General features: G+C 34.7%; 11 protein-coding genes. 5 read left to right on the top strand and 6 right to left on the bottom strand.

Annotated features, from left to right (window positions below; all coding sequences use genetic code 11):
* Positions 1-544 precede the first annotated feature (544 nt).
* From rpoN to LNP81_RS03315, 3 genes are all read right to left on the bottom strand, one after another.
* Positions 545-2,005, bottom strand: coding sequence for an RNA polymerase factor sigma-54 (gene rpoN, locus LNP81_RS03325; RefSeq protein WP_194617715.1), 1,461 nt, complete (start codon positions 2,003-2,005; stop codon positions 545-547).
* 138 nt (positions 2,006-2,143) lie between these two features.
* On the bottom strand, positions 2,144-3,592 hold the full coding sequence (asnS, locus tag LNP81_RS03320) for an asparagine--tRNA ligase (RefSeq protein ID WP_121317513.1): 1,449 nt from the start codon (positions 3,590-3,592) through the stop codon (positions 2,144-2,146).
* Positions 3,593-3,972: 380 nt separating this feature from the next.
* The gene (locus tag LNP81_RS03315) at positions 3,973-6,339 is read right to left on the bottom strand and encodes an efflux RND transporter permease subunit (RefSeq protein WP_230033420.1); all 2,367 of its coding nucleotides are present in this window, start codon (positions 6,337-6,339) and stop codon (positions 3,973-3,975) included.
* Between the two features lie 179 nt (positions 6,340-6,518).
* Here LNP81_RS03315 and LNP81_RS03310 point away from each other — a divergent pair, with 179 nt between their 5' ends.
* From LNP81_RS03310 to LNP81_RS03290, 5 genes are all read left to right on the top strand, one after another.
* Positions 6,519-6,848, top strand: a complete 330-nt coding sequence (locus tag LNP81_RS03310) for a DMT family transporter (protein WP_230033418.1) — start codon at positions 6,519-6,521, stop codon at positions 6,846-6,848.
* A 111-nt stretch (positions 6,849-6,959) separates the two neighbouring features.
* Positions 6,960-7,406 carry a hypothetical protein gene (locus LNP81_RS03305; RefSeq protein WP_230033416.1) on the top strand — a complete coding sequence of 149 codons (447 nt, stop codon included), beginning with the start codon at positions 6,960-6,962 and terminating at the stop codon, positions 7,404-7,406.
* A 2-nt stretch (positions 7,407-7,408) separates the two neighbouring features.
* Positions 7,409-8,170, top strand: a complete 762-nt coding sequence (locus LNP81_RS03300) for a sensor histidine kinase (RefSeq protein ID WP_078006883.1) — start codon at positions 7,409-7,411, stop codon at positions 8,168-8,170.
* Entirely contained in the window at positions 8,133-8,852 is a 720-nt protein-coding gene (locus LNP81_RS03295; RefSeq protein ID WP_230033415.1) for a LytR/AlgR family response regulator transcription factor, read from the top strand. Before LNP81_RS03300 ends, LNP81_RS03295 begins: the two co-directional genes overlap by 38 nt.
* A gap of 316 nt (positions 8,853-9,168) precedes the next feature.
* Entirely contained in the window at positions 9,169-11,439 is a 2,271-nt protein-coding gene (locus LNP81_RS03290) for a cation:proton antiporter (RefSeq protein ID WP_230033414.1), read from the top strand.
* A 373-nt stretch (positions 11,440-11,812) separates the two neighbouring features.
* Here LNP81_RS03290 and LNP81_RS03285 read toward each other — a convergent pair whose 3' ends face one another.
* The 3 genes from LNP81_RS03285 to pyrH form a co-directional block, all read right to left on the bottom strand.
* Positions 11,813-14,305 carry a DUF5686 family protein gene (locus LNP81_RS03285; RefSeq protein WP_230033413.1) on the bottom strand — a complete coding sequence of 831 codons (2,493 nt, stop codon included), beginning with the start codon at positions 14,303-14,305 and terminating at the stop codon, positions 11,813-11,815.
* Positions 14,306-14,422: 117 nt separating this feature from the next.
* Positions 14,423-14,986: a ribosome recycling factor gene (gene frr / locus LNP81_RS03280; RefSeq protein WP_230033412.1), complete on the bottom strand. Its 564-nt coding sequence runs from the start codon at positions 14,984-14,986 to the stop codon at positions 14,423-14,425.
* Positions 14,987-15,063: 77 nt separating this feature from the next.
* A complete protein-coding gene (gene pyrH / locus LNP81_RS03275) occupies positions 15,064-15,771 on the bottom strand; it encodes a UMP kinase (RefSeq protein ID WP_055094499.1) in 708 nt (235 codons plus the stop codon).
* Positions 15,772-15,810 lie beyond the last annotated feature (39 nt).

The following is a 15,810-nucleotide window of genomic DNA, read 5'->3' as shown; positions in this document are numbered from 1 at the left end:
GCCTACGGGTTTTGAATTTGTCGGGTTTTTTGTTTTTGATTTGAATTAATCGTATTTCTGTTTTAAACGGGACTGAAGTCCAGCTCTACAACATAATATGTTCCTCCGGAACTTAAAAAGAGCCTTTGGCTTGGTTTATATTGTAGGGCCGGATTTTAATCCGGTTTAATATGTGAGAATGTAAAAAAATAGGGCCTACGGGTTTTTAAATCTGTTGTTTTATTTCATTCATTCCGCAGGAATGTTTGGTCGGTAGCTATTTTAAATTGGTTTATGAATATACGTTCCGTAGGAACGTTTGAATAATCGAACGGATATGTTGTGGTTAATTGCATGAAACAAGTGTCCCTATAGGACACAATTGGAAAATCGTAATATTTTTTTTCTACCGATGAAATATTCCTACGGAATAATGAATAATCTATATTTCTACAGATTAATAAAACAGCAAACCCGATAGGTTAAAAAAACCTGTCGGGTTTGCTATGTATTATAAACTCAAAGTAAGCTTAATTTTTCTTAATCTCTTAATGGTGAAAAAAACTTATATCTTCTTTCTCATTCTCGCTACAGGAATATCCAATTGTTCACGGTATTTTGCGATAGTTCTTCTGGCAATAGGATAACCTTTTTCTTTTAGAATTTCTGCCAGTTGATCGTCTGGTAAAGGCTTCTTTTTATCTTCTTCTTCAATTGTATTTTTAAGAATCTTTTTGATTTCTAAAGTCGAAACATCTTCACCCTGATCGTTTTTCATCGCTTCAGAGAAAAATTCCTTGATAAGTTTCGTTCCGTATGGCGTTTCTACATATTTACTGTTGGCAACACGCGAAATTGTCGAAATATCCAAACCAACCATATCTGCAATGTCTTTTAAGATCATTGGTTTTAGCTTAGTTTCGTCGCCATCTAAGAAATATTCCTCCTGATAATGCATAATCGCATTCATCGTTACAAACAGCGTTTCCTGACGTTGTCTTATCGCATCGATAAACCATTTAGCCGAATCCAGTTTTTGTTTGATAAACTGAACCGCATCTTTTTGAGCCGATGATTTATCACGAGAATCTTTATACGTCTGCATCATTTCCTGATAATCCTTCGAAACGTGCAGGGAAGGAGCATTTCTTCCGTTTAAAGTCAGTTCCAGTTCGCCATCCACAATTCTGATCGCGAAATCAGGAACCACATTTTCGGTTACTTTATTATTTCCGGTATAAGATCCGCCCGGTTTCGGGTTTAATCTTTCGATCTCGTGAATCGCTTTTTTAAGCTGTTCGTTCGAAACACCATATTTTTGAAGCAGTTTGTCGTAATGTTTTTTGGTAAAAGCATCAAACTGATTTTCGATAATATCAATTGCAAGATCAACATATTCCGTTGGCGTTTTGTGTTTCAATTGCAACAATAAACATTCCTGCAAATCACGCGCTCCAACCCCTGAAGGTTCCAGTTCATGAATTACCTGAAGCATTTTCTCGACCATTTTCTCATCGGTATAAATACCCTGAGTAAAAGCCATATCGTCTACAATATCCGGAACGCTTCTGCGGATATAACCCATATCATCAATACTTCCAACAAGGAATTCCGCTATTTCGCGCTCTTCATCATTCAAAATAAAAGTATTCAGCTGATTGATTAAATCCTGATGAAAACTAATTGGCGAAGCAAAAGGAGTTTCTCTTTCTTCGTCTTCACTATAATTATTCACCTGAGTTTTATAATCCGGAGTATCGTCGTCGCTTAAGTATTCGTCTATGTTAATGTCGTCTGCTTCGATTCTGTCAGATTCTGCATCATCATAATCGTCGTATTCTTCATTTGCGAATTCATCCGCTTCGTATTCATCTTCTTTACCAGCTTCAAGAGCCGGATTTTCGTTCATTTCTTCTAATAAACGTTGTTCAAAAGCTTGCGTAGGCAATTGAATTAACTTCATCAGCTGAATTTGCTGTGGAGATAATTTTTGGGATAATTTTAAATTTAAAAATTGCTTTAGCATAAAAAAAGTTGCTAAGATACTGAGCTACTAAGGTACTGAGTATCTTATATTGGCGAATTAAATTCGCGGTTGAATTATTTTTTATTTATATTTTAAAAACTTAGAACCTCAGTGTCTTAGCACCTTAGAATCTTTTTTCTAAAATTCTGCATTTCCAGGAGTTCTCGGGAAAGGAATTACGTCTCTAATGTTTGTCATACCTGTTACAAACAATACCAAACGCTCGAATCCTAAACCAAAACCTGCGTGAGTTGCAGAACCAAATCTTCTGGTATCTAAATACCATGATAATTCTTCTTCGTCAATTTCCAGGGCTTTCATTTTTTCGATTAGAACATCGTAACGCTCTTCTCTTTCAGAACCACCAACGATTTCTCCAATTCCAGGGAAAAGAATATCCATTGCACGAACCGTTTCTCTTCCTGGTTCAGTGTTGTCGTTCAAACGCATGTAAAACGCTTTAATATTTGCCGGGTAATCAAACAAGATTACCGGACATTTAAAGTGTTTTTCCACCAAATAACGCTCGTGTTCTGATTGTAAATCAGCTCCCCATTCGTTGATGATATATTGAAATTTTTTCTTCTTGTTTGGAGTTGAATCTCTCAAAATGTCAATTGCTTCGGTATAAGAAACACGTTTGAAGTTGTTCTCCAAAACGAAGTTCAATTTCTCCAGCAAAGCCATTTCGCTTCTTTCTGCCTGAGGTTTTGATTTTTCTTCATCTAAAAGTCTTCCTTCCAAAAACTTCAAATCATCCTGACAATTATCTAAAGCATATTTAATTACGTACTGAATAAAATCTTCAGCTAAATCCATGTTGTCATCAAGGTTGTTGAAAGCAACTTCTGGCTCAATCATCCAAAATTCTGCAAGGTGACGAGAAGTATTAGAGTTTTCAGCTCTAAAAGTTGGTCCAAAAGTATAAATCTGACCCAAAGCCATTGCGTAAGTTTCACCTTCTAATTGTCCCGAAACTGTTAAGTTCGTTTCTTTTTCGAAGAAATCTTCTTTATAATTTACTTTTCCGTCTTCAGTTCTTGGCGTGTTGTCAAAAGGTAAAGCTGTAACTTTAAACATTTCTCCAGCACCTTCAGCGTCAGATCCGGTAATGATTGGCGTATTTACGTACACAAATCCTTTTTGTTGAAAATAATTGTGAACCGCAAACGATAATACCGAACGTACACGCATAATCGCGCCAAACATATTTGTACGAACACGTAAATGTGCATTTTCGCGCAAGAAATCTAAACTAGGTTTGTTTTTTGGCTGTATTGGGAATTTCTCTGCATCAGAATCTCCTAAGATCTCCAATTTATTTACCTGAATTTCATATTTCTGACCAGCACCTTTACTTTCGATCAAAGTACCAATTACAGAAATAGCAGCTCCGGTAGTAATTCTTTTTAAAGTTTCATCAGGTGTATTTTCAAAATCAACAACACATTGTATATTATTAATGGTAGAACCGTCATTAAGAGCGATGAACTGATTATTTCTAAAAGTTCTCACCCATCCTTTTGCATTAACCTCCTGAAGCGTCGTCGTACTGTTTAATAAGTCTTTAACTTTTGTGTGTCTCATTTTAATTTTAGATTTTAGATTTCTGATTTTAGATTAAAATAAAAATCAGTGTTTTTATATCGAGTTGCAAATATAAACGATAATTATTAAAATTAGAAGCTGTTTCCCGCTATCCGCTATATCTTTTTATTGCTAAAGAAGCAATAAAAAGGATACCGCTGCTATCGGGGCTAGGGCAATCGTTTTCAAAAGAGCTACTCTTATTTTTGTCATTGCGAGGAACGAAGCAACCTCACAACTAAAAGCAGTAATTAATTTAGCAAGTGTGATGGCTTCATTTCTCGCAAAGACCAAGTTTGTCTGTAGCCTTTGTCAAAGTTTTAAACCTTTGACAAAGGTTTTATAATATTTAATTCGTGCTAATTAGTGAAATTCGTGTTTTACCCCTCCAAATTCTCCAAATCCTCTTTCTTAGCTTTCTTCTTTTCAAAAGTCAAAACCAAAGCCGGTAAAACCAATAAATTCGCGAACATTGCAAAGGCCAAAGTACAAGAAATTAATCCGCCAAGGGCGATTGTTCCGCTAAAGCTTGAAAGCGTGAAAGTAGCAAAACCTAAAATCAAAACTACCGAAGTATAAAAAGTACTGATTCCTGTTTCTCTCAAAGCACTGAAAACAGATTTTTTGACTTTTCCGTTGCTCTGAATTAAATCATGTTTGTACTTCGCCATAAACTGAATCGCATTATCTACCGAAATACCAAACGCAATACTGAATACTAAAATCGTAGAAGGTTTTAGCGGAATCCCGAAATAACCCATTAATCCGGACGTAATACAAAGCGGTAAAATATTCGTAATCACAGACGCCATAACCATTTTGAACGATCTGAACAAGTACAACATTAATCCTGCAATTACTAAAATCGCAAAAATCAACGATTCGATTAAGTTGTCGACCAAATACGATGTTCCTTTCTGGAAAACCAAAGCTTTTCCGGTCAGAGTCACTTCGTAACGATCTTCAGGGAAAATTTCGGCAATTTTTGAGCGTAATTTTTTCTCTACTCTTGCCATTTCCTGAGTTCCAATATCTTTCATGAAAGTCGTGATTCGGGCATATTGTCCAGTCGAATCTACGTACGATTTCATTAAATTGTCTTTGCTGTTTTTTGTCGCATTTTTTGCATACGATAAAATAAATGTTTGTTCCTGCGAAGTTGGCAATTGGTAATATTCCGGATTTCCGTTATAGAAAGCCTGTTTCGAATATTTAACCAAATTTACTACAGAAACCGGTTTTGATAATTCAGGAAGTTCTGCAATCGTGTTTTGCAATTCATCCATTTTTTTCATCGTCGATAATTTCATAACACCTTTTTTATGTTTGGTGTTAATCATTATTTCGAGTGGCATTACACCGTTGAATTCTTTTTCGTAAAATAAAATGTCTTTATAAAATGAAGCGCTTTTTGGCATCTCACCAATCAAACTTCCGGAAACTTTCATTTGCGAAACCCCAATTACACTAAAAATCAAAAGCAAACCGTAAATGGTATAAATTACTTTTCGTTTGTTTTTTACCACATTTTCAACAAAATTTAATAAAGTCGAAATGTAAGTTTTGTTTAAGTGATACAAATGTCTTTCGCCCGGAATCGACATAAAACTGTATACAATTGGCACAATTAAAAGCGTTAGTAAATAAACCGAAATTACGTTGATCGAAGTCACTAATCCAAATTCAAAAAGCAAATCATTACCCGTAATCATAAACGTAGCAAAACCTATCGCGGTGGTTAAATTCGTCATTAAAGTCGAAACTCCAATTTTCGAAATAATACGCTGTAAAGCCTTTGCTTGATTGTTATGCAGTTTTATTTCCTGCTGATATTTATTAATCAGGAAAATACAATTCGTAATCCCAATTACGATAATTAATGGCGGAATAATAGCCGTTAGAATCGTGATTTTATAATGAAATAATCCAAGTGTCCCAAAAGACCAGATTACACCAATTATTAAAATACAAATAGAAATAAAAGTCGCTCTGAACGAACGGAAAAAGAAAAAGAAAATCAACGAAACGGTGAATAAAGCCGCGCCAATAAATAGCCCGATTTCACCTTTCATATTATCCGCATTAATCGTTCTGATGTACGGCATTCCGGAAACTTTCAAGTCAACTCCTGTTGTTTTTTCGAATTTATCAATTTTCGGAACCAGGTTTTCAAGAATAAAAGTCTTTCTTTCCGGTGTATTTACAAGTGCTTTATTGATGTAAATGGCCGAACGAATACTACCGCTTTGTTTATTAAACAATAATCCTTCGTAAAAAGGTAAATTGTGAAACAAATCATATTGTATCTTTTTTAAATACTCAGGATCAAGCGCTTTCTTTTGATCAATAAAAGGAGTAAGGACAAATTTTTCGTTAACGGTATCTTTTTCGAGTTTCTTTAAATCATTCAAAGAAACGACCAAATCTACCTCTTTAGAATTTTTTAAACCTGTCATTAATTCATTCCAGGCCGCGTAGTTTTTAGGTGTAAAAAATTTTGGATCCTGAAACCCAATTACTACTAAATTTCCCTCTTCACCAAATTTATCCAGAAACTGTTGGTATTGTTTATTTACGATATGATCTTTAGGAAGCAAGTTGGCTTCGGTATAAGTCATAGAAAGGTTTTTCCATTGATAACCAAGGAAAATTGTTAAAGCAGATAGGATTACTAGTATTATAATTCGGTTCTTAAGTATGATTCGGGCTAGTTTTTCCCAAAATCCAACTTGTACAGCGTTTTTCATAAATTCTTTAAAATGGATGCAAATGTAGTGAAAAGTGCTCTAAATCATAAATAATCGATTGTATTTTACTTAATGTTAACACAAAATGAGCACTTGATGTTTGTGATATATTTCTCTCTTTTTGTGTTTTAATGATCAGCTTTTCTCATATTTGTACGTAATTTAAAAATGAGACGAAAATGAATTGGATTTTATTAATTATAGCAGGACTTTTTGAAGTAGGGTTTGCTTCTTGTTTAGGCAAAGCCAAAGAAACAACAGGAATGATCTCCACATATTGGATGGTTGGTTTTTTTGTTTGTCTTTCTATAAGTATGGTATTATTGTATAAAGCCACGCAAGTTTTGCCCATAGGAACCGCTTATGCCGTTTGGACAGGAGTTGGCGCAGTTGGAACTGTTTTAGTCGGGATTTTAATTTTTAAAGAACCGGCAACTTTCTGGAGGATATTTTTTCTTTCGACTTTAATCGCTTCGATCATTGGGTTAAAGTTTGTTTCTAGTCATTAAGAATTGGCCCGCGGGTTTTACGGACTCCACTGGTTTACACTGATTGGTTGATTTAAATTCGTGAATTCGTGGTAAAAAAAATGCAGGCAAGAAATAACATTTATATAAATTATGGAATCAAGAGAAATTAAATTTACAACTATTGGATTGAGCTTATTAGTTTTTGCTATTTCGCTTACTCAAAATGCTTTGGTTGTGAATTATAATAATGAAATAAAAACAGCATCATCATTAGAATATCTTTTTATAGGATCAATAGCTTTTATGGGCGGAGGATTGTTAGAAGAGATTGTTTGGCTGGCGAATCCGTTATGTTTGCTTGCCATAATACTTTTGATTAAAAATAATGAAAAAGCAGTTCTGTGGAGTTTGATAGCATCTGGTCTGGCTATTTCATTTTCATTTTGGAACGAAATATTGGGTGCGGAAAGCGGTACGATGGCTAAGATTGTTTCTCTTGAATTGGGTTACTATCTTTGGTTAGCGAGTATCCTGATATTGACAATCGGGATTTTGATTAATTATAAAGTGTCACTAAAAACAACTTTACAAGCATAACAATGCAAGAAAACAACACTATTACTTTTATATTTCTGGCGATTCTTTTATTGCTTATCGTTATCATTTGTTTTTTGATGTATCAATTGATGCAGTTTAAAAAAGCAAAAGATGATGCTGAGAAAAGTTTCTATGCACTCGAAATGAAAGTGAATGATTTGCAGTTAGAAACTTTAGAATCAAAACTGAATCCGCATTTGTTCAAGAATATTTTGAATTCCATTCAGTCGCATGCCTATCAAACTTATTTTGCTTTAGATAAACTGGCCAATGTTTTGGATTATATTTTATACGAAAGCAAAAAGAAATTTGTTACCGCAAAAGAAGAAATTGATTTTGCCTTGAATTTAATTGAAATCAATAAAATAAAGATCAGCCCGCTTTTTGAATTGAAGATCAAAACCAACATCAATAAAGAAGATAAATTATACGATCAGCCGTTATTAGCGCCGCTGATTTCTATTGATTTAATCGAAAATGCCTTTAAACACGCTGATTTGCAAAGTGCCGACGCTTTTATTTCGGTAGTTTTTGAGTTTAGGGATAATGCTTTTTTTATGACGGTTTCGAATAAAATCTCTGATAAAAAAGTGCTAAAAAAAGAACGAAGCGGTTTTGGTCATGCGACTTTAGAACACCGACTTCGTATTATTTATAAAAACAACTTCAAACTCGATAAGTTTGTAGAAAATGATGTTTATATAGCTCATCTTAAAATAGATTTACTTGAATACAAAACTGAAATGCTTGCTGCTGGACGATGAGTTACCGGGATTAACGTACTTAAAAATGCTTTGCGAACAAATTCATGAAGTCGAAATTGTAAAAACGTATAATAATCCGGAGAAACTCCTTGCCGATATTCCGAATCTCGATTTTGATCTTTTAATATCAGATATCGAAATGCCCGGAATCGACGGTTTGCATCTGGCAGAAATGCTCGACAATAAATTAGTAATTTTTTGTACTGCTTATAAAGATTATGCTGCCGATGCTTTTAATATTGATGCAGTAGATTATATCACAAAACCAGTAAAACTGGAACGTTTACAAAAAGCGATCTCAAAAGCTTATGAGCGTTTTCATAAACCGGACGCGGCTAAAAAGTTCATTCAGTTGAATACAGACAAAGGAAAAACTTTATTGTATTTTAATCAGATTGTGTACATAAAAACGGCCGCCAGTGATAGTCGCGATAAAACAGTTTTACTTGTTGATGGAAGTTTTCTGAATCTAAAAAATGTAAAGTTTGATACGTTATTAAACGAATTATCTGATGCCGATTTTTGTCGCGTAAACAAGAAGGAAATTGTGGCGGTAAAAGCCATTAAATTTTTTAATCATAACGAAATTGTGCTGCATCATTTAGAAAAAAATGATAAAAATAGCACTTTAATCTTAAGCGAAACCTATCGTTCTGATTTTCTAAAAAAGGTAAAAATCTAGAGGATTACCAATGTCAGGCTGAGCGAACCCGAAGTCTGTTTTGTATGACCGAGCCTTCGACTTAGTTCCGGATGATAGTAGTTTGTTATAATGTTTTTTTTAAGTTTTACCAATGTCAGGCTGAGCGAAGTCGAAGCTCTTTTTACGATAAATACCTTTGGTTTTATTCCGATTGACAGTGTAATACTGCCAATTATTATAACTTATTACAAAGTTTTTCCGACTTGTTACATACATTGAAAATTAGGTTTAAAATTGCTTTATCACTTAATTCTCAGTTCTGATATTTGCACCATTAAAATCAAAAAAACGAGTTATGAATAACATAAAAAACTCCTTATTTTACGTTACTGTAATTGGCGGATTCACTGCCTTGATATATTGGGTAATTTCAAAAGGTGCTGCACTCGAAGTGGGGCGCGGAATCGTACACAAACAAATCGAAAGCAATCATTGGAATGATTTTCTCGATTCGATGATAGACAATTTAAAACATCCGTTGGCTATTTTATTGGCACAAATCGTTACGATTATTTTAGTAGCACGTTTATTTGGATGGGTTTTTAGAAAAATAGGGCAGCCATCTGTAATTGGCGAAATGATTGCAGGTATTGTTTTAGGACCGTCTTTAGTAGGGATGTATTTTCCTGAATTCTCTGCTGCATTGTTTCCAAAAGAATCTTTAGGGAACCTGCAGTTTTTAAGTCAGATTGGTTTGATCCTTTTCATGTTCGTTATCGGGATGGAATTAGATCTGAAAGTATTAAAAAACAAAGCACATGATGCGGTGGTAATAAGTCACGCAAGTATTGTTATCCCGTTTGCCCTGGGTTTGTCATTAGCTTATTTTATCTACCATACTTTTGCTCCGGTTGGCGTTGAGTTTGCATCGTTTGGTTTGTTTATGGGAATCGCAATGAGTATCACGGCGTTTCCCGTATTGGCGAGAATCGTGCAGGAACGAGGCATGCAAAAAACAAAACTGGGTACTATTGCCATAACTTGTGCTGCGGCCGATGATATTACTGCCTGGTGTATCTTGGCTGTTGTAATTGCGATCGTAAAAGCAGGTTCGTTTACAAGTGCTTTATATGTAATTGGGTTGGCTATTTTGTATGTAATTGTGATGCTAAAAATAGTTCGTCCGTTTTTGAAACGTGTTGGAGATTTAAATTCAACCCGAGAAAGTTTGAACAAACCTGTTGTTGCTATTTTCTTTATTACCCTTTTATTCTCAGCTTATGCTTCTGAATTAATTGGGATTCACGCTTTATTTGGTGCTTTCTTAGCGGGAGCAATTATGCCTGAAAATAATAAATTCAGAAATATTTTTATCGAAAAAGTCGAAGACGTTGCCATTATTGTTCTATTGCCATTGTTCTTTGTGTTTACAGGTTTACGTACGCAAATAGGATTATTAAACGATCCGTATTTATGGAAAGTTACAGCTGTAATTATTGCAGTTGCTGTAGCGGGTAAATTTTTAGGAAGCGCTTTTGCCGCAAAATTCGTAGGACAAAGCTGGAAAGATAGTTTAGCTATTGGAGCATTAATGAATACTCGTGGTTTAATGGAGCTTGTAGTTTTAAATATTGGGTACGATCTGGGCGTTTTGTCTACAGAGATTTTTACCATGATGGTTATTATGGCTTTGGTAACAACTTTTATGACAGGTCCGGCACTGGATTTTATAGGTTTTATATTTAAAGATAAAGTCACCGCAGTTCCTCAGGAAATTGGAAATAAAAGCAAGTACAAGATTCTGCTTTCGTTTGCAACTCCTGAAAGAGGAAAGAAATTATTGAAAATCGCAAATAGCTTAGTTAAAAAACAAGGCGATAATTCGATTGTAACGGCGATGCATTTATCATTAAGTACCGAGATACATTCGTTTGACATCAAAGATCATGAGCGTAAAATGTTAGTTCCGGTTATTGAAGAATCAGAACGTTTGAATCAGAATATGGTGAGCGTTTTTAAAGTAACGAATGATATTGATACTGATATTATAGATACTGCAAACCAAGGCGAATATGATTTATTGTTAGTAGGTTTAGGACAATCTATTTTTGATGGAACTTTGCTTGGGAAGATTCTTGGTTTTACTACCCGAATTGTAAATCCGGATCGTTTGATCGATAAGTTTACAGGAAAAGAAGGTTTGTTCGAGAATTCTCCTTTTGATGAAAGAACACGTCATATTATTGCAAAAAGTAAAATGCCGGTTGGTATTTTTATCGATAAAGAACTGGAAGAAGTAAATCAGATTTTTATGCCAATTTTCAGTAAAGAAGATTCTTTCCTTATTGAATATGCGAAGAAACTAATCAATAATAACGGATCTCAGATCACGGTTCTTGATGCGAGTGGAGAGGTGAAAAATACAAGGGATATTCAGGAAACAATTCGTTCTATTGAACAAATTGCACCCAATCATATCATGATTATGCATGACAGAACGATCAAAAAAGAGTTTTTAGAAAACCAGAACCTGATGATTATTAGTTTAGACAGTTGGAAAAAACTAATCGAATCTCAAAGTACGTGGCTGAATAATACGCCTTCGGTTTTGATCTTGAAACCATAAGAGTTTTTTAAATCTCAATATTTTAAAATTCCAAATTCCAATTTTACTATTGGGGTTTGGATTTTTTTTTGTTTTCTTTTTTTAGGATTGAGAGATGGCACGCGGATGACACGGATTCGCTTGCGCGAAAACACGGATTTGCGCGGATTTTTCCATTGATTTACTCGCATTTTTTGTCATTTCGACCGAAGGGAGAAATCGCACTCGTATATGGACAAAGATTAACACAATCTTGTCAATCCTGAAGGATGAAGGATCTCCGTAAGTAGCTCAGTAAATATTGGTGATTTCTTGTTTGATTTTTCTTCGTATTGAAATGACAAGATTAAGGATAATTGGAATTTGGAATTTAAAAAGATTGGAATTTCAAAAACTAAAGCCCCAAATCCAGAACATACGAAATCTTAACGGCAATATTGTCCTCGAATTTCAGCAACTGATTTGGTCCGTAGCGATAGAAACCACCAAGTCCAAAACCTTTGTAAATCTTGTTTAGTTCGATTCCGGATTCGAAGAAACCTTTGTCTAAAGTTTTGTAGGTTGGACCAACGTGCTGTTGTGGATTTTCCATATTTCCCCAGGCCATTCTGGTAACTAAAACTAAAGAAGGACGTACTTTTTTAAGGATTCTGATTCGGTCAAAACCATGTTTGATTTGGAAAAAGATATATTGGCTCGAGAAAAACTCATTAAAATACATGGTTTCAAAACTGTTTCGGCCTGCAAAAGTAATACGCTGGATAACGGTTTCTTTTGTTAAGTTGTTGGGCATTGTGTTGTACAAATGTGTAAGCGGGACATCGCCTATTGCGTAACCTCCTTGCAAAAGCAAGCTTGTTTTTTGACCGTTTAGGTAATTTTTTTCATACTCGGTTTTGAAATCTATTTTACCAAAAGTAAAGTCGTTTCCTAAAACGTCGGGTAATGTTTGTGTGTACTGAAAAGTAAATCTAGGGAATCTTTTCTCTGATTCGTTTCGCCCGGTTGGTGTTTGCATAAAGTTGCTAAATGGCGCCCAAACAATAGAAACCATTGCGGTGGTCATAACGTAACTCGAATATAATTTCCCGTCGTAATTGAACATGTAATCAAATTGTGGCGCGACATAAGTACGTGCTAATTCGAAAACGGCCTCGGTTTTTGGAATAATTTTAGATTGAACGTTGGCTTTCCATGCGGTATATTGATAGAAAGTACTAATGTTTATTGGGCGAGGATCATAAATTTTAAAAACACGCTTATCAACGGCAAAAACGGTACTTGCAATTTCGCGAACATCATCTGTATAATATCCGTTTACCCAGGTGTTCGTGCTTTTGTCGAGCAAAACTCCGGCTCCTAAACTGTATTTAACTTCGCCATCTTTGGTTCCGTAAGCAGAGTATCCTTCGATTCTGAAATTTTTAGAAAAACGATCGTTTGTGATGCCGCCAAGACCAAGTCGGAAACCTTCATAATTGTTGTAACTAATGATCTTTTTCAGATCAAGATCAATTGGTCCGATAGGGATGTAGCCATTGATGATTTTTCGGCCAAAGCCTAAGCGATTTTCGATTCTTTTTTTGATCGAAAGGCTATCTATCAATTGATATGTTTTTTGCCCTTTCAGGTCTAAACTTTCTTTTCGGTATTCATTCCAGAATGCTTCCGGTTTTTTGTTGGCATCTTCTTTAATTTCGATATAAAGTGACGGATCTTTTATTGGTGTTTTTGTATTGTAATGAATGTCGAAATTATTACTTTCAGATAGCAAATAAGTAAAGTCTGAAGCTGATTTTTTTCTTGGTTCGAAATTGTCTTCTACATCTCCGTCAAACTGAATGGTTCCCCCCAGAATTTTAATATCGTCATCATTTTTTCCTTTTACGATTTTAAAAGTCGTATTGCTCTGAAACCATACTTTTTCACTTGGTACATATTCGAATTCGTGAATGCCGCTAATATCGAGAACGCCTTTTATACGCATTACAGCTTTGGCTACGGCAAAATTTTCCTGATCGATATACAAGACACCTTCTAATCCTGATGATTTTCTGTTTTGTTTGTTTTTAAAGTAAATCATATAAGTTTCGCGACCTTTTATGTTTACGGTATCGAGTAATTTGTAGTTGTAACTTGTAGTTGCAGTATTCGAAATTGGGTTTTCGTATTTGGTTTCGAATAACTCGTATTTATTATCGTAAATCGAAATAGATTGCAAATTGAAAGCAATAACTTCATAGATCGGGTTTTTGAATCCTGCCATTTTGGTTCCCAGAATGGTTTCTTTTAGCTTGTTATTTCCAAACTGATATTGTGAGACTTTTTCGGTTTGAAACAAATGCTGCTTGGTGATTATTTCTTTGAATTTATAATCTGATGAATCGACATTGATGCGTTTTTTATCGAAATCCTTATAAGCTGCAGTAGAATCGATCCTGCCATCGATAGAATCCGGATTGGCAGTTACGATAAGTTTGTTGTAGCTTTTATACTCAAAACTGTTCAGCTTTTTTTGAGGATTGTTTTTGTTCTTATTCGCAATTACTTTTCTTATGATGGTTAAAGCAGGATTTTCATTCGAAATTATCACTTCTTTTAGATCATCAGTTTTTTGAGAAAGTGAAACAGAATAATATCTTTTTTCTGTAATGGCAACAATTTTGGTTTGAAAACCAATATAGGAAACCGAAAAACTAGTTGCTTTTTGAGAAGGTGTAAAAATGAACTTTCCATCAACATCTGTAATCGTATTGATGTTGTCCGGAGTTGTTATGGTTGCAAAAGGAAGCGGTTTATTATTAGAGTCCGTTACAATTCCGTTTATTTGAAATTGCGCCTGAATAGTAAGCGTAAAAAACAAAGTCAATAAACAAAATAGCTTCATAGAGAATATTATAGTTTCAAAACGGACAAAATGCAATTTTGGTATGCAAAAATAGCAATAAAAAAAATCCGTCTAGTACAATTTAACTAAACGGATTTTTATTTTGTGATAATATCGTTATACTTTCATGATTTCGGCTTCTTTTGCAGCCAATAATTCATCGATTTTTTTGATATAAGTGTTGGTTAGATTCTGAACTTGCTCTTCGGCAGATTTGCAAACGTCTTCAGAAGTTCCTTCTTTTTCTAATTTTTTAATGTCGGTATTGGCATCTTTACGCACATTACGCACACCAATTTTGGCATCTTCAGCTTCAGATTTTGCTTGTTTTGCCAAATCTCTACGACGCTCTTCTGTCAATGGCGGAACACTGATAATGATTACATCACCGTTGTTCATTGGGTTGAAACCGATATTGGCAATCATAATTGCTTTTTCGATAACTTGTAACATGTTTTTTTCGAAAGGCTGTAATGTAATTGTTCTTGCATCAGGAACACTAATTTTAGACACTTGCGAAAGTGGTGTTGCTGATCCGTAATAATCTACAAAAACGCTTCCAAGCATTGCCGGAGAAGCTTTTCCTGCACGAATGTTAAGAAATTCTTTCTCTAAATGCGCAATCGAACCATTCATTGATTCTTCAGTACTATCTAATATAAATTCTATTTCTTCAGTCATTTTTTTTTAAGTTTTCAGTTTTCATTCTCAGTTTTCAGTTAAAGCCTGCATTTGCGACTGTAAACTGTTGCTGATGACTATATATTTACTACTGTTCCTATGTTTTCGCCTTCACAGATTTTTAATAAATTTCCAATTTTGTTCATATCAAAAACAACGATTGGTAATTTGTTTTCCTGACTTAATGTAAAAGCTGTTGTATCCATCACGTTTAATCCTTTTTTAAGGACATCATCAAACGAAATCATATCAAATTTCACCGCTGATGCATTTTTTTCAGGATCAGAATCGTAAACACCATCAACACGAGTTCCTTTTAAGATCACATCTGCGTTAATTTCAATTCCTCTTAAAACGGCTGCAGTATCAGTTGTAAAATAAGGATTTCCGGTTCCGGCTCCAAAAATTACAATTCTTCCTTTTTCAAGGTGACGATCTGCTCTTCTTTTAATATATGGTTCTGCAATAGATTCCATTTTTAAAGCAGTTTGCAAACGCGTTTTCATTCCTTTGTCTTCAAGAGCGCCTTGTAATGCCATTCCGTTGATCACGGTAGCCAGCATTCCCATATAATCGCCTTGTACTCTATCCATACCAGCACTTGCACCTGCAACGCCTCTAAAAATATTTCCTCCTCCAATAACAATAGCAATTTCTACTCCTTTACTGTGAATTTGCTTAATTTCTTCAGCATATTCGGCTAATCTTTTAGGGTCAATACCGTATTGTAAATCACCCATCAAGGCTTCGCCGCTCAGTTTTAGAAGAATTCTTTTATATTTCATGTGTTGTTGCGTTAATTTGTGCAAATATAGACATATTCT

It is taken from the genome of Flavobacterium piscisymbiosum (genome assembly GCF_020905295.1).
Taxonomy (GTDB): domain Bacteria; phylum Bacteroidota; class Bacteroidia; order Flavobacteriales; family Flavobacteriaceae; genus Flavobacterium; species Flavobacterium piscisymbiosum.
Note: the sequence above shows the minus strand (reverse complement) of the source record. Positions and strands in the feature narration are given on the sequence as shown.